The sequence below is a fragment of the Burkholderia sp. AU17457 genome (assembly GCF_002223255.1).
Taxonomy (GTDB): domain Bacteria; phylum Pseudomonadota; class Gammaproteobacteria; order Burkholderiales; family Burkholderiaceae; genus Burkholderia; species Burkholderia sola.
The window spans coordinates 1,088,213-1,107,308 of the sequence record NZ_NKFB01000008.1 but is presented as its reverse complement, the minus strand read 5'-3'; the positions used below and the strand labels follow the sequence as shown (position 1 = coordinate 1,107,308).

Below are 19,096 nucleotides of genomic sequence, written 5' to 3'. Positions count from 1 at the left end.
TCCTTGAGATTCGATCAGTCGGATTGCACCAAACATGTGCCGGAATTCCCCGCGACGATGCACGCTAGACCCTTGAAATTAGGGGATTTCCCGCGTTTCCCCCGTTTTTATTGACCACAGCTTGCTCCGCTGTTTTTCTTCTTGCATGCTTGTATAGACAAATTCCTGAGGCGGCTTGCTGCACCGAAGGGATGGCGAACCTCAACGCAAGGAGAATTCTCGTGAACGGCAAGCGCATCAAGTGGGCAATCAGGACGATCGGCGTCATCGCGGCTGCGGCGGCAACGCTCGCGGCGCCGGTACAGGCGAAGGAATGGAAGACGGTGACGGTCGCGCTCGAAGGCGGCTACGCGCCGTGGAACCTCACGCTGCCGGGCGGCAAGCTGGGCGGTTTCGAACCGGAACTGCTCGCCAACGTGTGCGAGCGGATCAAGGTGCAGTGCAACATGGTCGCGCAGGACTGGGACGGGATGATCCCCGGCCTGCAGGCCGGCAAGTTCGATGTCCTGATGGATGCGATTTCCATCACGCCGGAGCGCGAAAAGATCCTGCTGTTCTCGCGTCCGTATGCGGCGACGCCGGCGACGTTCGCCGTCACCGATACGAAGATCCTGCCGAAGGCCGCGCCCGGCGCGCCGATCGTCAAGCTCACAGGTGACGCCAACGCGGACAAGCCGACCGTCGACACGCTGCGCAAGCAGCTGAAGGGCAAGACGATCGGTATCCAGTCGGGCACCGTCTACACGAAATTCATCAACGACAGCTTCAAGGACATTGCGTCGATTCGCGTGTACAAGACGTCGCCCGAACGCGATCTCGATCTGGTCGCCGGGCGCATCGACGCATCGTTCGACGACGTCACGTACTACGCGGCGAACAACGCGAAGAAGGACAACGCATCGATCGTGCTCGCGGGGCCGAAGCTCGGCGGCCCGATCTGGGGGCCGGGCGAGGGGCTCGCGTTTCGCAAGCAGGATGCCGACCTGAAGACGAAGTTCGATACGGCGATCGGCGCGGCGCTCGCGGACGGCACCGTGAAGAAGCTCGCCGACAAGTGGTTCAAGACCGACGTCACGCCGTAAGCGCGGGTTCGGCCGCCGCCGCGTAAGGTCGTCGGACGACGCGCGGCGGCGCGCATCCAGCGGTTTCATTCAACGCATGCAGGGAGGCACGCATGGAGATTCTTGGAATGCTCGGCTTCGGTACCGAAGGCTGGGGCGGTGTGCTGCTTCTCGCCGCATTGATGACGGTCGCGCTGACGCTCGCGGCGCTCGCGGTCGGGGCGGTGATCGGCGCGGCGATCGCGGCGGCGAAGCTGTCGCGCTACCGCACCCTGCGCCTGCTCGGCGATCTGTATACGACGGTATTTCGCGGCGTGCCCGAACTGCTCGTCATCTATCTGTTCTATTTCGGCGGCTCGACGCTCGTGACGGCCGTCGGCCAGTGGTTCGGCGCGGAAGGCTTCATCGGCGTGCCGCCGTTCGTGATCGGTGCGCTCGCGGTCGGCATGATCTCGGGCGCCTATCAGGCAGAGGTCTATCGCGCGGCGGTGCTGGCGGTGTCGAAAGGCGAGCTCGAAGCGGCGCGCTCGATCGGCATGCCGCGCAGCATGGTGCTGCGGCGCATCCTGGTGCCGCAGGTGCTGCGCTTCGCGCTGCCCGGTATCGGCAACGTGTGGCAACTGAGCCTGAAGGACTCCGCACTGATCTCGGTCACCGGTCTCGCCGAGTTGCTCCGCACGAGCCAGATCGCCGCCAATTCGACGCACCAGTACTTCGTGTTCTTCGTCGCGGGCGGTGCGCTGTATCTGCTGATGACGGGCGTGTCGAACCGCGTGTTCAACCGGGCGGAAGCGATCGTCGGCCGGTCGTTCCGCCGCAATTTCGCGCGCAACTGACGGAGAACGGGCATGTCCATCGATTTCGCTTTTCTCGTCGATACGCTGCGCCAGCTGCTCGCGGCCGTACCGACCACGCTCGGCCTGTTTTTTGCATCGCTCGTGCTCGGCGGCCTGCTGTCGCTCGTGATCGTCACGATGCGTGTGTCGCCGAGCTGGCTGCCGAACCGCTTCGCGCGGGCCTACATCCTCGTGTTTCGCGGCTCGCCGCTGCTGATCCAGATGTTCCTCGTGTATTACGGGCTCGGCCAGTTCGGCGTGATCCGCGACAGCTTCATGTGGCCGGTGCTGCGCGAGCCGTACGTCTGCGCGGTGCTGTCGCTGGCGCTGTGCACCGCCGGCTATACGGCCGAAATCCTCCGCGGCGGGTTGATGGCCGTACCGGTCGGGCAGATCGAGGCCGGCTATTCGATCGGCCTGTCGGGCTTCGCGCTGCTGCGGCGCGTGATCGGCCCGATCGCGCTGCGCCAGTGCCTGCCCGCGTACTCGACCGAGGCCGTACTGCTCGTCAAGTCGACCGCGCTGGCGAGCCTCGTCACGGTGTGGGAAGTGACGGGCGTCGCGCAGCAGATCATTCAGCAAACCTACCGGACGACCGAGGTGTTCGTCTGCGCGGCCCTCATCTATCTGGGCCTGAACTTCATCGTCGTGCGCCTGCTCGGCGCGCTCGAATGGCGGCTCTCCGGGCACCTGCGTGCGCCGAAGCCGTCCGGTGCGCCCGCCGCGGCGGCGCGCAATCCTCAGCGCGCCGCATCCTGAGCGTCGCAGTCCTTTCAAAGAGAATCCGATGAACACTCCTGCTCCCGTTGCGCTGTCGGTCAGAAACATCCACAAGTCGTTCGGCGATCATCATGTGTTGAAGGGCATTTCGCTCGACGCGCACGAGGGTGACGTCATCTCGATCCTCGGCGCGAGCGGATCGGGCAAGAGCACGTTCCTGCGCTGCCTGAACCTGCTCGAGACGCCCGACGACGGCACCGTCGCGCTCGCGGGCGAAGAACTGGCGATGAGGCGCGCGCGCGACGGCAAGCTGCATCCGAGCGACCGGCGCCAGGTCGACCGGATCCGCTCGCAGCTCGGCATGGTGTTTCAGAACTTCAACCTGTGGTCGCACATGACGGTGCTCGACAACCTCGTCGAAGGGCCGCTGCGCGTGCAGAAGCGCAGCCGCGCGGAAGCGGTGGAGGAGGCCGAGGCGCTGCTCGCGCGCGTCGGCCTCGCGGACAAGCGCGGCTACTACCCCGCGCACCTGTCGGGCGGCCAGCAGCAGCGTGTCGCGATTGCCCGCGCGCTGGCGATGCATCCGAAGGTGATGCTGTTCGACGAACCGACGTCGGCGCTCGACCCGGAGCTGGTCGGCGAGGTGCTGCGCGTGATGCGCTCGCTGGCGGAAGAGGGGCGCACGATGCTGGTCGTCACGCATGAAATGGGTTTTGCGCGCCACGTGTCGAATCGCGTGATGTTCCTGCATCAGGGCGAGGTCGATACGGACGGGACGCCCGATGAAGTCTTCGGTGGGCAGACTTCCGAGCGTTTCCGGCAATTCGTGTCGAGCCACCACGACCGCACGACGAACTGAGGCTGCCATGACCGTATTCCGTGCGGCGCGGCCGCTTGACTGGCGACAGGTGGCGGCCGTGGCGGCCGGCGAGCCGCTCGCATTGGCCGACGATGCGCGCGCGCGTGTCGTGGCCGCGCGCGAACTCGTCGACGAGATCGTCGCGCGCGGGATTCGCGCGTACGGCGTCAATACCGGCGTCGGCGCGCTGTGCGACGTGATCGTATCGCCGGCCCAGCAGAGCACGCTGTCGCACAACATCCTGATGAGCCATGCGGTGGGCGTCGGCATGCCGCTTGGCGCGGCCGAAACGCGCGCGATCATCGCGGCCGCGATCAACAACTATGCACACGGGCATTCGGGTGTCCGGGCCGACGTCGTCGAACAGCTCGTCGCACTGCTCGAGCACGATTGCCTGCCCGAAGTGCCGGCGCACGGCTCGGTCGGGTACCTGACCCACATGGCGCACGTCGCGCTCGTCTGCGTCGGGCACGGCCATGCGCGCCATCGCGGCGAACGCATACGCGGCGACGAGGCGCTGCGGCGCATCGGCCGCGAACCGCTCGTCCTCGGCGCGAAGGAGGGGTTGAGCCTCGTCAACGGGACGCCGTGCGTCACGGGGCTGGCGGCGCTCGCGCTGGTCCGCGCCGAACGGTTGCTCGACTGGGCCGACTGGATCGCGGCGATGAGCTTCGAGAACCTCGGCGGGCAACTCGCCGCATTCGATCCGGCTTCGCTCGCGCTGCGCATTTCGCCCGGTATCGGGCAGGTCGGCGCCCGTTTGCGGGCACTGCTGGCGGACAGCGGCATGCTCGTCGCGGCGAGCGGCCGGCATACGCAGGATCCGCTGAGCCTGCGCACGATTCCGCACGTGCATGGCGCGGCGCGCGATGTGTTCGACGTCACGGCGGAGGTTGTCGATCGCGAACTTGCGTCGGTCACCGACAATCCGATCGTCGCCGGCACGCGGGAGGCGCCGGCCGTGCATTCGCAGGCGCATGCGGTCGGCGCCGGCATCGCGCTCGCGATGGACAGCCTCGCGGCGGCGATGGCCCAGGTCGCGGCGATCGCCGAGCGGCGTCTCGACCGGCTCGTGAATCCGCTCGTCAGCGGGCTGCCGGCATTTCTTGCCGCGCCGGGAGGCAGTTGTTCGGGTTTCATGATCGCGCAGTACACGGCGGTCGCGCTGGTCGCGCAGAATCAGCGGCTTGCCGCGCCGGCGAGCCTCGACGGCGGCATCACGTCGGGGTTGCAGGAAGATCACCTGTGTCACGCGACGCCGGCCGCGCTGAAGGCGCTCGACATCATCGAGAACACGACGCGCGTGCTCGCGATCGAACTGCTGGCGGCCGCGCAGGCGTACGACTTGCTGCCGGCCGAAACGGGGCGGGCCGCGTCGACCGACGCGCTGTGGCGGCATGTGCGCGAACGCGTGCCGGCATATCACGACGACCGCCCGCTCGCGGACGATATCGCGATCGCGGCCGGCATCGTCGCCGGTGTGCCGCCGTCGTTGCAGTGACGACGGTCAAGGACGGGCCGATCACCCCACATTCATCCGGTCGAGGGCGCATGAGCGAAACGGAACGCAGACTTTCCGCACGGCGGGCGTTGGCATCGGTCGACACCGTACCGGCACGGGCGCTGCCGGCCTATCAGCAGATCAAGCGCTACGTCGTCGAGCGGATCGCGAAGGGCGACTGGAAGCCCGGCGCCGCGATCCCGACCGAGGCGGAGCTGGTCAAGGAATTCGGCGTGGCCCGGATGACGGTGTCGCGCGCGCTGCGCGAACTGACGGCCGAGCGCGTGCTGACGCGCATCCAGGGCGCCGGCACGTTCGTCGAGCGCCGGCATTACGAATCGACGGTGCTGGAGATCCGCAACATCGCGGACGAGATCGCCGAGCGCGGCCATCGGCACAGCGCGCGCGTGTTGATGATCGAGCGCAGTGTCGACCCGGATGCGATCGACGCGCTCGGACTGCGCGCGGGGCCCGTGTTTCATTCACGTATCGTGCATTACGAGGAGGACGAACCGATCCAGTTCGAGGATCGCTACGTCAATCCGGCCTTGTTTCCCGCGTATCTGGAGCAGGACTTCACGCTCGAGACGCCGAATCATTACATGGTGCGGCTGGCGCCGATCCAGCGTGCGGAGTTCCAGATCTACGCGGAGAAGCCCAATGCGCAGGTGCGCCGGCATCTCGTGATGGAAATCGGTGAGCCATGCTTGCTGTTGCGACGCCGGACGTGGGTCGGCGAGCAGGTCGCCACGTCGGTCAGGCTGTGGCATCCGGCGTCGCGGTTTCATCTGGCGGGCAATATGTAGGGAAGCAAGGTGGGCCCGGGCGGAGCGGGCCGTTTGCCGTTTCGGCCGGGCGCGTCGGGAAACCGGGCGACCGCATCGCGACGCCGCCGCGCATCGCGCATCGCCCGGCTCGATTTGACACCTGGCGTCGTCGCCGCTTAAAGTCGCGACGCGGGGCGGCGGGTCAAGCACACGCCCGGAACAGGCAGCCGATGTTCCAGAACTACGGGGCTACCCCGTGGATCAGATCGATACGCCGATGCGTCGCAAGGGGCGCCGTTGCGCGTCGCGCAACATGACCCCTCGCAGTACCAGCCACGTTGGCTCGTCGTCCCGCCCATCTTCGTCCATGCACTCATCCCTGCGCGACACCACCCGAACGATTGCCGAGGCGATGCTTGCCGGTTCGCCGGAACGTGACGGCATCGTCGCGCGGATGGCCGCCGTGCTCGGCGACACACCGCCGTGGACGCACGAATGCGCAGACGCCGCGCTCGTCCGCTTCGGCGCGAACTGGGCCGATACCGACACCGACGCGCTCGCGGCAGTGCTGGCCGAGGCGCCCGCGTTCGTGCGGGCATGGTATGGCGACCGTCGGCCCGTGGTGGTCCGCGTCGTGCGGCGGCCGCTGGTCCAGCGACCGCCGCCGGCGCCACTCACCGGTTGCGACGTGCCGCAATGGCCGACGCCCGGCGATCTCGCCGGCTGGCTCGGCGTGAGCCCGCCGGAACTCGACTGGCTGTCCGATCACTGGCGCGTCGACGCGCGCGGCAGCGCCACGCCGCTGCATCACTACACGTACGTCCCGGTCGACAAGCGCAGCGGCGGGTGCCGTCTCGTCGAAATTCCGAAGGGGCGGCTGCGCGAGGCGCAGCGCCGCATCCTGCACGGGCTGCTCGATCGCATTGCGCCGCACGGCGCGGTACACGGTTTTCGCAAGGGACACGGGATCGTGTCGTTCGCGGCGCCGCACGCGGATCGCGATGTCGTCGTGCGTTTCGATCTCACGGATTTCTTCGTGTCGGTGCGCGCCGCGCGCGTCCATGCGCTGTTCGCGACGCTCGGGTATCCGGCCGAAGTCGCGCGTGCGCTCACCGGCTTGTGCACCAACCGCGTGCCGTCGGCACGGCTGCTCGCGCCGGACTTGCGCGACCGGTTCGACTGGATCGGCCGCCAGCGCTATCGCGAACGGCATCTGCCGCAGGGTGCGCCGACGTCGCCGGCGCTCGCGAACCTGTGCGGGTTCCGGTTCGACATGCGGCTTGCCGCGCTCGCGCGTTCGCTCGATGCGACCTACACGCGCTATGCGGACGATCTCGCGTTTTCCGGCGGCGGCGCGCTCGCGCGCGACGTCGAGCGGCTGCAGATCCGGGTCGCTGCGATCGCACTCGAGGAAGGCTTCGCGCTGCAATTGCGCAAGACCCGTGTGATGCGGCGCGGCGCGCGCCAGCAACTGGCCGGTGTGGTCGTCAACCGTCATCCGAACCTGGCGCGCGACGCGTTCGATCGCCTGAAGGCTATCCTGACCAACTGCATCCGGCTTGGCCCGGCGTCGCAGAATCGCGACGCGCATCCGGATTTCCGCGCACATCTGGCCGGCCGCGTCGCGCACGCGACGGCGCTGAATGCGGCGCGCGGCGCGAAGCTGCGCGCGCTGTTCGACCGGATCGCATGGGATGCCGGCGGCGAAGACCGCTGAACCGTCGGGCCCGCATCGACTCCGGTCAGCGACTTCTGCAACACGGCGCCGCGCACTGCTATCATTCGCGCCATGCCGCGCCCGTGTCGGGTGCGGCGGATCACTTGCCGCCGCCGTTCGCCCGTGCATGCGTGCGCGGCGTGCCGCCCGTTGCCGGCCTGGTCCTGCCTGCCACTGACGCACGACGTCGTTTGGTGCGCATCGCGCAAATCATGCCGGCTCAGGTGGACGATTCACCGATTTGACAGCCCCTATCGGCGGAACTTCGTGGTAGGTTCGCCCATCGGAGCTTTTTGCAAAAACATGCCCAAAGAGGATGAATACATGACCCAGGCCCTGCAGGAACTCGAAGCACAACTTCGGGACCTGAACATCAAGCTGTCAGAGGCGAAGCAGAAGGAGAAGCAAGCCGCGCTCGCGGCGTTCAAGGAACAGGTCGAGCTGTTGGGAATTTCGCAGCAGGAAGTGCTGAGCGCGCTCGGCTACATCGTCCAGCGCAAGCGCAAGGCGCCTGCCAAGTACTACGATCCGTCGACCGGCCGCTCGTGGTCGGGGCGCGGCCCGCGGCCGAAATGGCTCGAAGGCAAGGATCTCGACACGCTCGCCGTCGACCGCGAGGCCAAGACCTGGTGGCCGGGGGACGATCAGGGCTGAAGCCCGCCGCGCCGCAAGGCCGTCCGGCGCCGGCCGGTTCGCGCAGGCGGGCCGGCCGGCAATCCCCCGCCGGCCTGCTGTCTTTCATTCGGTGTCCGGCCTGATCGCGACATCGCCGGCCTCGCCGCCGCACCGGATCGACGTTTTCTCTTTTCCGTTTCCGCGCATTGCCCGCCGTTTCGCGTCAGCCGTCCGGCCAGCGCGGGCCGACGCGCGTCCGATTCCGTCGTTCGCGGGCACCGGCCTTAGCGTGTCGCCGGACATTCGTGGCAGGACGCCATGGCGGCAAACATCAAATCTTCGACGCTCGGCGGCCCGTCGGCCCCGCGCGTGGAGCGGGGCGTACGCGTGGAAAGCGCTGGCCGGATCGGCGATCGGCTATGCGATGGACGGCTTCGATCTGCCGGCCCGGCTGAAGCGCTGCTCGACCACCTCGGTCCCCCACTGCGTGCCCGCGGCTTCGCTCGTCAGCGCAAAGCCGAACGACTCGTACAGATGGCGTGCGGCGTCGAGCCCCTTGAACGTCCACAGGTAGGTCTCGCGAAACCGGTGTTCGTCGACGAAGCGCATCGCGAGCGTCATCAACTGTCGCCCGACGCCCGAGCCGCGCAACGCATCGTTGACGATGAACCAGCGCAGGTGCGCGACGCCGGTCGCCGGGTCGCCGTCGATCGCGAGCGACGCGAGCGTGCGCCCGTCTTCCTGGCACAGCCAGAGCGCCTTGCCGTCGGCCGGCAGCGCGCCCGCGAAGGCAGCCAGTTCGGTCGCCACCCGCTGCTCGAAGAACGCGCCGAAACCCCAGTGTTCCGCATAGAAGCGCGCATGCAGGCTCGCGATGTCGCCGATGCAGCCCGGCTGGTAGCCCTCGCGAATCGACGGCGCATCGGTGGGCGCGACGCTCGCCCTGGCCGCGTTGTCCTGCGCGAGCGCATCGGCATACAGCGCGAGTGAGCGCAGCAGCGCCTGCTGGTCGGCCGGCATCATGCGGCGCAGCGCATTCGACACCTGGTCGGTCGCGAACGTGTCGATGCGTTTGCGGAGCCTTTTGCCTTCGGCGGTCAGGTACAGCTCGATCGCCCGTGCATCCTCGCTCGACACGCGGCGCTCCACGATACCGGCCGCTTCGAGCCGCGTGAGTTGCCGGCTCGTGTTCGACTTGTCGAGCCGCAGGATGGCGCCGAGATCCTTCGCGTTGATGCCGGGCGCCATCCCGATCTCGAGGATCGCGTGCACGGCCGACGGCGCCCAGTCGCTGTCGGCCAGCGTCGCACGCATGAAGCCGAGCTCGCGCACCAGTTTGCGCGAGAAGTCGCGCAGCTCGAGGATGGTCGCGTCGCGCGGCTTGGCCGGTGCATCGATGAGGTCCATGGTTTGCTCCCGAACGGTTGCGTATCGCAATCGATAATAGTTGCGGGTCGCAACTTGCGCAAGGCGGATTTTCATCGGATCGATTGCTTCGGGCGGGCGTTTCCGTGCTGCCGGGGGGCCCGGCGGGCGCAGCGCTGGTACCACGCTCGGGCTGCGGGGCCGCGACGGGTATTGAAGCGGATCGCCGCCCGCGGCGAAGTGGCCGCATACTGGGCGGAGTAGGCCGATCTGCGAGCAGGGCGCCGATCGACCCTCGATCGACGACTGCGGACCGCGGAGATCCTGATGAACAAGCTGCTGCCGATGACGATCGCGTTGTTTGCCGGGAGCGGCATCGGGGCGGCGCCGCTCCACGCGGCCGGCACGCTGGATGCACCGCCGTGCAGCGCCGCGCATGCGGCGGACCAGGGCGGGAACGCCGCGATGCCGGGCACGTCGGTCCGCAGCGTCTCGACCGCCGGTTGTTCGGGCGCGGTGTTGCAGGGCGACCGGGCCACCGCGACGGTCAACGGCGACAGGGTGGAGTTGCGCGATGGCGTCGTTTATGTGAACGGCCGATCCTATGGCGCGGTCACGCCCGCGCAGACGGTCGAATACGAAGTCGCGCGCGACCGGCGCACGTTGAAGGTCGACGGAAAAATCCGCACGCCGCTGCGCTGACGCGTCTCGGTTTCGATACGCCGCCACGCGTCATGGGGTGTCCGGATCGCCGCGCCGGCGCGCGTCCTATTCGACCAGCGTCAACCGGCCGTCGCCGAGCCGTACTTTTGCCGCGGTTTTTGTTGGTATTGCCCGGTGCGAGCGGAATGGAAGCGTGGCCCGGCTCGCTGTAGCCGAGCCGCTCCGCGATCGCGGCGACCGTCAGCGCGTGATCGTCGAGCAACCGCACGGCTTCGTCGGGACGCACGTCGTCGAGCGGCGACGGGAACGTGATGCCGTCCTTGTCGAGCCGGCTGCGCAGCGTGCGTTCGGTCGGGTGCAGCGCATCGGCGAGTGCGCCCGCGCCGCATGTGTGCCGTCGCTCAGCGTTCTTCCGGATCCGTTGCGGCCGCATCGAGTGCCGCAACGGATCCGGCGGCCGCGCGCCTGCGGATCTCGGAATCGAGGATCAACCGCCCGCGCAGCTTGCCTTTCATCCGCTTCACGTGCTTGGGCGCCTCGGTCATGTGCTCGACCATCAGCGCCCGGACGCGCTCGGCATCGCGCTCGCGCGCGGCGTGCAGGATCGCCTTGTGGATCGACACGTTCGCTTCGCCGAAGCGCTTGTGCTCGACGAGCGGCGTGTCGTTCCGGAACTCGATCAACTGCCGGATCATCTCGTTGATCAGTTCGCAGCTGAAGCGCAGGAACGGATTCGGATTCGCGGCCGCGAGGATGTCGTGGAACGTCGTGTCCTCCTGCCGCTGACGCAGCATGTGGCCGCGATCGTGCACGCCCGACGCGCCGTCGCAGCACGCGATGTTTGCTTCCAGCGCCGCGAAGTCGCGCTCCGTCAGATGCGGCACGGCGCCGGCGGCCAGTTCGGGTTCGAGCAGCTTGCGCACCGTATAGATGTCGTCGATCGTCACGTCCTTGAAGAACAGGTAGTTCTGCAGGAGCTGAAGCGTGCGGTCGAGCGGCACCTCGACGACCATCCCGCCGCCCGACGGCCCCGTCGTGACCTTGATGAGCCCCTGCACCTCGAGCGATTTCAGCGCCTCGCGGATCGTGCTCTTGCTCACCGCGTAGAGCTGCTGCAGCTCGGCCTCGCGCGGCAGGCGGTCACCCGGCTTCAGGTCCTTCTCGGTGATCAGCCGCTTGATCTCCTCGGCGACGAGGTCGGCCCGCTTCGGCTGCTTGATTTCGACCGCGAGGCCCGCCCTGGCTCGGTCCATGACCATCTTCACGACTCCTTTGTCTGACCGCGCGCCGCGTCATCGTCGACGATCGTCCCGGCGCGGGGTACGGAATTTTGCCTGATTGACACCAATTTTGATCAACTCTAGCATCAGGTTCATTCTATTTATCATGATAAATAGGATCAACCGGCGACGCGCATCCAGGCATGGCGTGGGCACGGTTTGGCAGTCGGTCGTATCGCGTGTGTCCCCCCTCATGAGGAGCGTCAACTTGAATCGCCGAGAACTGTTGAAACTGGCCGCGCTGTCGGCCGTGCCGGGCGCGCTCGGCAGCATGTCGTCCCGGGCCGCGTTCGCGCAGGGCTCGCCCATCCAGCTTGCCTGCCCGGTACCGATGTCCGGCCCGTTCGCCGCCAACGGCAAGTACGCCGATCTCGGCATGCAGCTCGTCGTCAAGCAATACGGCAAGGTGCTCGGCGCGCCGCTCGCGTATACGGCGCTCGACACCGAGGGCAAGCCCGCGACCGCCGTGCGGCGCGTGCAGGAAATCGCACAGCAGAAGGGCGTGCGTTTCTTCGCGGGCGGTATTTTGTCATCCGAATCGTTGGCGATGGGCAAGGAAGTCCAGAAGGCGGACGGCGTGTTCATCACGACGGCCGGCGCGGACGAGATCACCGGCAAGGATTGCAACGCGGCGACGTTCCGCTGGTCGGTGCCGACGTTCGGCGCGATCGAGCAGACGGTGCGTCCGTTGATCCAAATGCTGCCGAAGGCGAAGCGCTGGTACACGATCACGCCGCAATACGTGTTCGGCGACGGCCTGCTGTCGGCCGCGAAGGCGGTCTTCAAGGAGAAGGGCATCGAGCACGTCGGCAACAGCTACCACTCGCTCGCCGAGAAGGAGTTCAGCGGCTACCTGACGAACGCGGCGGCCGCGCAGCCGGACGTGCTGCTGATCCTGAACTTCGGCTCGCAATCGTCGGACACGCTGCGTCAGGCCGTCAGCTTCGGGATGAAGCGCAACTGCACGATCCTGCTCGCGTGGGCATCGGGCCTCGAACAATTCGAGGCGCTCGGGCCGGACATCTGCGACGGCGTGTATTTCGGCGCGCAGTACTGGCACGGCATCGATTCGCCGCTGAACCGCGATCTCGTGAAGCGCGCGAACGCCGCGTTCAAGGCGAACCCGAACTACAGCCTCGCGGGTTCGTACATCTGCTCGAAGATCCTGGTCGACGCGATGGTGAAGGCCGGCAGCGCCGATCCGAAGAAGGTCGTCGCGGCGATGGAAGGAATGAAGTACGACGGCCTCACGGGCCCCGAGGAAATTCGCAAGGGCGACCACCAGGTGCTGAAGAACTACTACCTGCTGAAGGGCAAGCCGAAGAGCCGGATGAAGAACGCGGACGACTATGCCGACATCGTCAGCTCCGGCCAGTCGTTCCTGCCGCTCGACAGGACGGGCTGCAAGCTCGCGTGACGCCGTGCATGCGTTCGCGGCGCATCGCGCGCCGCGGGCGTCCGTTACCTTCCTTTCCGACACGGAAGCCATGAACGTCTATCTGCTGCAGATCGTCAACGGCATCGGCGTGGGCATGCTGTATTTCCTGCTCGCGGTCGGCCTGTCGATCGTGTTCGGCCTGCTGCGCTTCGTGAATTTCGCTCACGGCGCGTTCTACCTGCTCGGTGCGTATCTCTGCTACCAGGCGCTGCAATGGTCGGCGAATTTCTGGGTCGCGCTCGCGCTCGTGCCGCTCGTCGTCGGCGCGTTCGCGTGGATCGTCGAGAAGCTGGTGCTGCGCCATGTGTACGCGCAGCAGCATGAATTCCACATCCTCGCGACGGTCGGGCTCGCGCTCGTGCTGCAGGAGTGCGCGATCCTCGCGTGGGGGCCGCTCGGCGACAACGTGCCGCCGCCCGACGCACTGAACGGCGTCGTGATCTGGGGCGGCTTCGTCTACCCGAAATACCGGCTGTTCGTGATCGCGTTCACGGCCGTGCTCGCCGCGTTGCTGTGGTGGGTGCTCGAAGGCACGCGGCTCGGCAGTACGGTGCGCGCGGGCAGCGAATCGACGGAGATGGTGTCGTTGCTCGGCATCAACGTGACGCGCGTGTTCAGCCTCGTGTTCGCGCTCGGCGCGGCGACGGCCGCGCTGGCCGGCGTACTCGCCGCACCGATCCGCGGCGTCGATCCGTTCATGGGCATCGAGGCGCTCGGCGTCGCGTTCGTCGTGGTCGTCGTCGGCGGGATGGGGAATTTTCTCGGTGCGCTCGTCGGCGGGCTGCTGGTCGGCATCGTTCAGAGCCTGATGAGCACGCTGTGGCCGGAAGGCGCGCGGCTGATGATCTATGTCGCGATGGCGGCCGTGCTGCTGCTGCGTCCGAACGGTTTGCTGGGGAGAGCCGCATGATCGATTCGTCGAAACCGCTGCCGCCGGGCGCGGCAGCGTCGCAACGCCCGCAGCCGTGGCGCGGCGTGCTGCAACGGCCGGAAGGCTGGCTCGCGGTGGTGGCCGCGTGCGTGTTGCCGCTGGTGCTGAGTTCGGGGTCACTCGCGACCGAAGTGCTGGTGTTCGCGCTCGCCGCGCTCGGCTGCAACCTGCTGCTCGGCTACACGGGGTTGTTGTCGTTCGGGCAGGGCATCTTCTTCGGGCTCGGCAGCTACGCGGCGGGGCTGGTGCTGACGCGCGGCGTCGCGTCCGTGACGGCCGCGTTGCTCGCGGCCGCGGTGCTCGGCGCGGTCGCGGCCGCACTCGTCGGCTGGTTCTCGATCCGGCAGCGCGGCACCTATTTCGTGATGCTGACGCTCGCGTTCGGGCAACTGTTCTACTTCCTCGCGTATACGACGCCGGACGTGACGGGCGGCGACAACGGGCTGCTCGACATCCCGCGCCCGGCGCTCGCCGCGTTCGGGCATCCGCTCGTCCCGCTCGATTCGCCGTGGCGCTACTACGGCTTCGTCGCGGTGCTGTTCGTCGCGGTGTTCTGGCTGCTGCTGCGCGTATCGCGCTCGGTGTTCGGCCGCACGCTGCTCGCGATTCGCGACAACGAGGCGCGCGCGGCCGCGGCCGGCTACGACGTGAAGCGCTTCAAGCTCGCGGCGTTCGTGATCTCGGGCGCGGTCACGGGCCTGGCGGGCGCGCTGCACGCGTTGATGACGGGCATCGCACCGCTGTCGAATATCGACTACCACACGAGCGAGATGATCCTCGTGATGACGGTGATCGGCGGCACGGGCAACCTGTTCGCGTCGGTGCTCGGCGCGGCGTTCTACGTGCTGTTCGCGGACTGGCTGTCGACGCTGTGGCCGCGCTGGCTGCTGCTGCTCGGCCTCGTGCTGATCGCGGTCAGCCTGTTCATGCAGCGCGGATTGTGGGGGCTGGGCGAACGCATCGTGGCGTCGCTGCGGCGTAGCGATCGCGCGGCGGCCACGGTCAAGGAGCGGCAATGAGCGAAGCGATTCTCGAAGCGCGCGGCATCGTCAAGCGCTACGGCAAGTTCACCGCGCTGGGCGGCGTCGATCTGCGCATCATGCCGCGCACCGTGCATTCGGTGATCGGCCCGAACGGCGCGGGCAAGACGACGCTGTTCCATACGCTGACCGGCACGCTGCCGATCACGTCGGGTTCGATCCTGTTCGACGGTCACGACGTGTCGCACGAACCCGATCACAAGCGCGTGCGACGCGGCATCGCACGCTCGTTCCAGGTCACGAGCCTGTTTCAGAACCTGAGCGTGCGCGAGAACCTGCGCGTCGCCGCGCAGGGCGTCGAATCGCGGCGGGCGTTGAATCCGTGGACGCCGCCGCGCGGTGCGCTCGCGCATGACGGCATCGTCGACGACGTCCTCGAGCGGCTCGGCCTGCAGCGCTTCGCCGATACCGCGGCCGGCGTGCTGTCGCATGGCCAGCAGCGCCGGCTCGAGGTCGGCATGGCGCTGGCGGCGCGGCCGCGCGCGATCTTTCTCGACGAGCCGACGTCGGGCATGGGAATCGACGATCTCGACGACATGAAGGCGCTGATCCGCGGCTTGCGCGACGACTACACCGTCGTGCTGATCGAACACAACATGGGCATCGTGATGGACATTTCGGACACGATCACGGTGATGCAGCAGGGGCGCGTGCTGGTCGAAGGCAAACCCGACGCGATTCGCGGCGACGCGCGCGTGCGCAGTGCATATCTCGGCAACATGATCACGGGAGGCCGCGCATGATGCTCGACGTGAAGGAGGTGCACGCCTGCTACGGCAAGAGCCACGTGCTGCAGGGCATTTCGCTGAACGTGAACGAAGGCGAGACGGTGACGCTGCTCGGCCGCAACGGCGCGGGTAAATCGACGACGCTCAAGACGATCGCGGGCGTCGTCGCGCCGACCGGCGGCACGGTGACGTTCGCGGGCCGACCGGTGTCCGGGCAGCCGGCGCACCGGATCGCCGCGCGCGGCCTGTGCTTCGTGCCCGAGCATCGCGGGATCTTCCGGCTGCTGTCGGTCGAGGAGAACCTGCGGCTCGGCGCGCGTCGCGATTCGCCGTGGCAGCTCGACGATATCTATCGGATCTTTCCGCGCCTGAAGGAGCGTCGCCGCAACGGCGGCGCGCAGCTGTCGGGCGGCGAGCAGCAGATGCTCGCGATCGGCCGCGCGCTGATGAATCATCCGCGGCTGCTGATGCTGGATGAGCCGGTCGAGGGGCTGGCCCCGGTGATCGTCGAGGAAATCGTCGAGCAGTTGAAGCGGATCAAGGCGGCCGGTGTCGCGATCCTGCTCGTCGAACAGAACCTCGAAGTGTGCACGCAGCTCGCGGACCGCCACTTCGTGATCGAACAGGGCGTGATCGTCTACGAAGGCAGCAACGCGGCGTTCGCCGCCGATCACGACGTGAAGGACCGCTACCTGGGCGTCGGCGTCGCATGAGCCGTGCCTTTTCAATGCGAGGAATGGCAACGATGCAAGTACAGGATTCGACTCCGGGCGTCGCGGCGTCCGGCTTGCGCGTCGACGGCGCGCGGCTGTGGGACAGCCTGATGCGTCTCGCGCGGATCGGCGCGACCGACAAGGGCGGCGTGTGCCGTCTCGCGCTCACCGAACTCGATCGCGACGCGCGCGACCTGTTCGTCGCGTGGGCGCGGGAAATCGGTTGCACGGTGCGCGTCGACGCGATCGGCAATATCTTTGCGCGGCGCGCGGGCGAACGGGACGACCTGCCGCCGGTGGCGACGGGCAGCCATATCGACACGCAACCGACGGGCGGCAAGTTCGACGGCAACTACGGCGTGCTGGCCGGCCTCGAGGTGCTGCGCACGCTCGATGACGCCGGGGTGCGCACGCGCGCACCGCTCGAGGTGGCGGTCTGGACCAACGAGGAAGGGTCGCGCTTCGTCCCGGTGATGATGGGTTCCGGCGTGTTCGCGGGCGCGTTCACGCTCGACCATGCGCTCGCGCAATGCGATCGCGACGGCGTGTCGGTGCGCGACGCGCTGGCCGCGATCGGCTACGCGGGCAGTGCGGACGAGGGGAACGGCGCGCACCCGGTCGGCGCGTATTTCGAAGCGCATATCGAGCAGGGTCCGGTGCTGGAGGCGCACGACACGACGATCGGCGTGGTCGAGGGCGCGCTCGGACAGCGCTGGTACGACGTGACCGTCCACGGGATGGAGGCGCATGCGGGCCCGACGCCGATGGCGCTGCGGCGCGACGCGCTGCTGGTCGCGGCCGATCTCGTGCGTGCGGTGAACGGCATCGCGCGCGCGCATCCGCCGCACGGACGCGGCACGGTCGGCTGGGTCGACGTGCACCCGAATTCGCGCAACGTGATTCCCGGCCGCGTGACGCTGACCGTCGACCTGCGCGCGGCCGACGACGCGACGCTCGCGGCGATGGATGCGGCGCTGCGTGCGGCATGCGCGGATCTGGGCGCGACGGCCGGGATGCGGATCGACATCGAGCCGGTCGTGTACTTTCCGCCGCAGCCGTTCGATCCGGCACTGGTCGAGCAGGTTCGCGCGGGCGCGAATGCACTCGGACTGTCGTCGATGAACGTGATCAGCGGTGCGGGCCACGACGCGGTGTATCTCGCGCGCGTGGCGCCGACCGCGATGATCTTCGTGCCGTGCAAGGACGGGATCAGCCACAACGAGATCGAGGACGCCGATCCGGCACATCTGGAAGCCGGCTGCAACGTGCTGCTGCACGCGATGCTGGGCGCGGCCGGGATCGCGGAGGGCCATGCGCGATGAAGATCCTGATCGCCCGGATGAACCACGAGACCAACACGTTCTCGCCGGTGCCGACGCCGCTTGCCGCATTCGGCCGAAGCGGCCCCGACTGGGGCGACGACGCATATCGCGCGAATCGCGGGATGCGCACCGCGATGGCCGCGTTCATCGATGCAGCCGAGCGCGAAGGCGCGGACATCGTGACGCCCGTGTCGGCGGCCGCGAACCCGAGCGGGCCGGTTGCGGCCGATGCGTACGCGGCGATCTGCGATGCGATCGTTGCGGCCGCACCCGGTTGCGACGCGGTGATGCTGGACCTGCACGGCGCGATGGTCGCCGAGCAGAGCGCGGACGGCGAGGGCGACCTGCTCGCGCGCGTGCGCGCGGCGCTGCCCGATGCGCCGATCGCAGTCGCGCTCGACCTGCACGCGAACGTCACGCAGAAGATGATCGATCACGCGGACGTGATCGTCAGTTTCAAGACCTATCCGCACGTCGACATGGTTGAGACCGGCGAGCATGCGGCACGGCTGCTGCTCGACCGGCTTCATGGCCGCGCGCGGCCCGTGCTCGCATGGCGGCAGCCGCCGCTGATGACGTCGACGCTGCGCAGCGCGAGCGCCGACGGCGCGATGCGGCGCGCGGTGGAGGCCGCGCGCGCGGCCGAGGCGGACGGCATGCTCGCGGTGTCGATCCTGCCCGGCTTCTCGCTCGCGGATATTCCCGCGCCGTGCATCAGCGTGGTCGTGGTGGCCGACGGCGACCGTCCGGCGGCCGACGCGGTGGCCGAGCGCATCGCACGGCAGATCTGGGACGCGCGCGACGCATTCGTCTATCGCAGCGCGCCGCTCGCCGAATCGGTCGCGCAGGCCGCGGCGCTCGCCCGCGGCGCGGAACGCCCGGTGCTGATGCTCGATCACGGCGACAACTGCATGTCGGGCGGCCCGTGCGACACGATGGACCTGCTGGAAGCCGCGCTCGCGCACGGGCTCGACGGGATCGTCAGCGGGCCGTTGTGCGACCCCGAAGCCGTCGCGGCGCTGATCGACGCGGGCGTCGGCGCAACCGTCACGGTGCCGGTCGGCAACCGGCTGCCGTCGCACGGCGGCGTGCGGCGCGAACCGTTTCGCGCGACGGGCATCGTGCGCGCGATCACCGACGGGGAATACGTGATTACCGGCCCGACGTACACCGGGCAGCGTGCGTACATGGGCCGCACAGCCGTGCTCGATATCGGCACGGCCACGCTCGTCGTCACCGAGCGCACGCAGGAGCCGTGGGATCTCGGCGTGTTCGAGAGCGTCGGCGTCGATCCGCGCCGCGCGCGCTTCCTGTTGCTGAAGTCGCGGATGTATTGCCGGCCGGTGTTCGTGCCGATTTCGTCCGCGCTGGTCGAATGCGACAGCCGCGGCGTGACCGGTTCGGACTACGGGTTGTTCCGCTACGAGCGGCTCGCGCGGCCGGTGTATCCGCTCGACGACATCGTCGATTGGTCGTCGGGCACGCGACGCACGGATTGACGGAACCGAACCGGGTACGACGCACCGGGCGCGTGCGCTTT

18 protein-coding genes and 2 pseudogenes are annotated in these 19,096 nt (G+C 68.1%); 17 read left to right on the top strand and 3 right to left on the bottom strand.

The genetic code is table 11. From position 1 onward, the window contains the following. Positions 1–221: 221 nt before the first annotated feature. From CFB49_RS34945 to CFB49_RS37215, 9 genes and pseudogenes are all read left to right on the top strand, one after another. Positions 222–1,082 carry a transporter substrate-binding domain-containing protein gene (locus CFB49_RS34945; protein ID WP_059638965.1) on the top strand — a complete coding sequence of 287 codons (861 nt, stop codon included), beginning with the start codon at positions 222–224 and terminating at the stop codon, positions 1,080–1,082. Between the two features lie 92 nt (positions 1,083–1,174). Then, a complete protein-coding gene (locus CFB49_RS34940) occupies positions 1,175–1,897 on the top strand; it encodes an ABC transporter permease (RefSeq protein WP_089493663.1) in 723 nt (240 codons plus the stop codon). 12 nt (positions 1,898–1,909) lie between these two features. Continuing rightward, complete coding sequence (locus tag CFB49_RS34935) at positions 1,910–2,656, top strand: ABC transporter permease (RefSeq protein ID WP_069619749.1); 747 nt, start codon at positions 1,910–1,912, stop codon at positions 2,654–2,656. Between the two features lie 28 nt (positions 2,657–2,684). Further along, complete coding sequence (locus CFB49_RS34930; protein ID WP_089493662.1) at positions 2,685–3,476, top strand: ABC transporter ATP-binding protein; 792 nt, start codon at positions 2,685–2,687, stop codon at positions 3,474–3,476. Between the two features lie 7 nt (positions 3,477–3,483). After that, a complete protein-coding gene (locus tag CFB49_RS34925; RefSeq protein ID WP_089493661.1) occupies positions 3,484–4,977 on the top strand; it encodes an HAL/PAL/TAL family ammonia-lyase in 1,494 nt (497 codons plus the stop codon). Positions 4,978–5,027: 50 nt separating this feature from the next. Beyond that, positions 5,028–5,783, top strand: coding sequence for a histidine utilization repressor (gene hutC / locus CFB49_RS34920; protein ID WP_089493660.1), 756 nt, complete (start codon positions 5,028–5,030; stop codon positions 5,781–5,783). Between the two features lie 328 nt (positions 5,784–6,111). Next, a complete protein-coding gene (locus tag CFB49_RS34915; protein ID WP_089493659.1) occupies positions 6,112–7,461 on the top strand; it encodes a reverse transcriptase family protein in 1,350 nt (449 codons plus the stop codon). Positions 7,462–7,785: 324 nt separating this feature from the next. Next, entirely contained in the window at positions 7,786–8,115 is a 330-nt protein-coding gene (locus CFB49_RS34905; protein WP_069619754.1) for an H-NS histone family protein, read from the top strand. Between the two features lie 279 nt (positions 8,116–8,394). Then, positions 8,395–8,518 (top strand): annotated as a pseudogene (locus tag CFB49_RS37215) (MFS transporter); the annotation flags it as partial. Here the strand turns inward: CFB49_RS37215 and CFB49_RS34900 are convergent. Beyond that, positions 8,494–9,483, bottom strand: coding sequence for a bifunctional helix-turn-helix transcriptional regulator/GNAT family N-acetyltransferase (locus tag CFB49_RS34900; protein ID WP_089493658.1), 990 nt, complete (start codon positions 9,481–9,483; stop codon positions 8,494–8,496). The pseudogene CFB49_RS37215 and the gene CFB49_RS34900 overlap by 25 nt on opposite strands. A 285-nt stretch (positions 9,484–9,768) precedes the next feature. Here CFB49_RS34900 and CFB49_RS34895 point away from each other — a divergent pair, with 285 nt between their 5' ends. Continuing rightward, positions 9,769–10,143, top strand: coding sequence for a sugar ABC transporter ATPase (locus CFB49_RS34895; RefSeq protein WP_089493657.1), 375 nt, complete (start codon positions 9,769–9,771; stop codon positions 10,141–10,143). A 160-nt stretch (positions 10,144–10,303) separates the two neighbouring features. Here the strand turns inward: CFB49_RS34895 and CFB49_RS37055 are convergent. Then, positions 10,304–10,480 (bottom strand): annotated as a pseudogene (locus tag CFB49_RS37055) (AraC family transcriptional regulator); the annotation flags it as partial. A 25-nt stretch (positions 10,481–10,505) separates the two neighbouring features. After that, the gene (locus CFB49_RS34885; protein ID WP_089438074.1) at positions 10,506–11,363 is read right to left on the bottom strand and encodes a FadR/GntR family transcriptional regulator; all 858 of its coding nucleotides are present in this window, start codon (positions 11,361–11,363) and stop codon (positions 10,506–10,508) included. 229 nt (positions 11,364–11,592) lie between these two features. Here CFB49_RS34885 and CFB49_RS34880 point away from each other — a divergent pair, with 229 nt between their 5' ends. The 7 genes from CFB49_RS34880 to CFB49_RS34850 all read left to right on the top strand — a co-directional run bounded on the left by CFB49_RS34880 (position 11,593) and on the right by CFB49_RS34850 (position 19,055). Then, positions 11,593–12,801, top strand: a complete 1,209-nt coding sequence (locus CFB49_RS34880; protein WP_069619780.1) for an ABC transporter substrate-binding protein — start codon at positions 11,593–11,595, stop codon at positions 12,799–12,801. A 70-nt stretch (positions 12,802–12,871) separates the two neighbouring features. Further along, a complete protein-coding gene (locus CFB49_RS34875) occupies positions 12,872–13,732 on the top strand; it encodes a branched-chain amino acid ABC transporter permease (RefSeq protein ID WP_050013636.1) in 861 nt (286 codons plus the stop codon). Next, the gene (locus CFB49_RS34870; protein ID WP_089438072.1) at positions 13,729–14,772 is read left to right on the top strand and encodes a branched-chain amino acid ABC transporter permease; all 1,044 of its coding nucleotides are present in this window, start codon (positions 13,729–13,731) and stop codon (positions 14,770–14,772) included. Before CFB49_RS34875 ends, CFB49_RS34870 begins: the two co-directional genes overlap by 4 nt. Next, positions 14,769–15,536 (top strand): ABC transporter ATP-binding protein, encoded by a 768-nt coding sequence (locus CFB49_RS34865; protein ID WP_069619782.1) that lies wholly within the window; start codon positions 14,769–14,771, stop codon positions 15,534–15,536. The genes CFB49_RS34870 and CFB49_RS34865 overlap by 4 nt, the downstream gene beginning before the upstream one ends. Beyond that, positions 15,533–16,234 (top strand): ABC transporter ATP-binding protein, encoded by a 702-nt coding sequence (locus CFB49_RS34860; RefSeq protein WP_050013633.1) that lies wholly within the window; start codon positions 15,533–15,535, stop codon positions 16,232–16,234. The genes CFB49_RS34865 and CFB49_RS34860 overlap by 4 nt, the downstream gene beginning before the upstream one ends. A gap of 32 nt (positions 16,235–16,266) precedes the next feature. After that, positions 16,267–17,556, top strand: coding sequence for a Zn-dependent hydrolase (locus CFB49_RS34855; protein ID WP_089493759.1), 1,290 nt, complete (start codon positions 16,267–16,269; stop codon positions 17,554–17,556). Next, positions 17,553–19,055 (top strand): M81 family metallopeptidase, encoded by a 1,503-nt coding sequence (locus CFB49_RS34850; RefSeq protein WP_089493655.1) that lies wholly within the window; start codon positions 17,553–17,555, stop codon positions 19,053–19,055. Before CFB49_RS34855 ends, CFB49_RS34850 begins: the two co-directional genes overlap by 4 nt. The last annotated feature ends 41 nt before the right edge of the window (positions 19,056–19,096 follow it).

Excerpts from the sequence above, each read along its gene's own strand:
- CFB49_RS34940 (WP_089493663.1), top strand. The coding sequence starts at position 1,175 with ATGGAGATTCTTGGAATGCTCGGCTTCGGTACCGAAGGCTGGGGCGGT.
- CFB49_RS34935 (WP_069619749.1), top strand. The coding sequence starts at position 1,910 with ATGTCCATCGATTTCGCTTTTCTCGTCGATACGCTGCGCCAGCTGCTC.
- CFB49_RS34930 (WP_089493662.1), top strand. The coding sequence starts at position 2,685 with ATGAACACTCCTGCTCCCGTTGCGCTGTCGGTCAGAAACATCCACAAG.
- CFB49_RS34925 (WP_089493661.1), top strand. The coding sequence starts at position 3,484 with ATGACCGTATTCCGTGCGGCGCGGCCGCTTGACTGGCGACAGGTGGCG.
- hutC (WP_089493660.1), top strand. The coding sequence starts at position 5,028 with ATGAGCGAAACGGAACGCAGACTTTCCGCACGGCGGGCGTTGGCATCG.
- CFB49_RS34915 (WP_089493659.1), top strand. The coding sequence starts at position 6,112 with ATGCACTCATCCCTGCGCGACACCACCCGAACGATTGCCGAGGCGATG.
- CFB49_RS34905 (WP_069619754.1), top strand. The coding sequence starts at position 7,786 with ATGACCCAGGCCCTGCAGGAACTCGAAGCACAACTTCGGGACCTGAAC.
- CFB49_RS34900 (WP_089493658.1), bottom strand. The coding sequence starts at position 9,483 with ATGGACCTCATCGATGCACCGGCCAAGCCGCGCGACGCGACCATCCTC.
- CFB49_RS34895 (WP_089493657.1), top strand. The coding sequence starts at position 9,769 with ATGAACAAGCTGCTGCCGATGACGATCGCGTTGTTTGCCGGGAGCGGC.
- CFB49_RS34885 (WP_089438074.1), bottom strand. The coding sequence starts at position 11,363 with ATGGTCATGGACCGAGCCAGGGCGGGCCTCGCGGTCGAAATCAAGCAG.
- CFB49_RS34875 (WP_050013636.1), top strand. The coding sequence starts at position 12,872 with ATGAACGTCTATCTGCTGCAGATCGTCAACGGCATCGGCGTGGGCATG.
- CFB49_RS34870 (WP_089438072.1), top strand. The coding sequence starts at position 13,729 with ATGATCGATTCGTCGAAACCGCTGCCGCCGGGCGCGGCAGCGTCGCAA.
- CFB49_RS34865 (WP_069619782.1), top strand. The coding sequence starts at position 14,769 with ATGAGCGAAGCGATTCTCGAAGCGCGCGGCATCGTCAAGCGCTACGGC.
- CFB49_RS34860 (WP_050013633.1), top strand. The coding sequence starts at position 15,533 with ATGATGCTCGACGTGAAGGAGGTGCACGCCTGCTACGGCAAGAGCCAC.
- CFB49_RS34855 (WP_089493759.1), top strand. The coding sequence starts at position 16,267 with ATGCAAGTACAGGATTCGACTCCGGGCGTCGCGGCGTCCGGCTTGCGC.
- CFB49_RS34850 (WP_089493655.1), top strand. The coding sequence starts at position 17,553 with ATGAAGATCCTGATCGCCCGGATGAACCACGAGACCAACACGTTCTCG.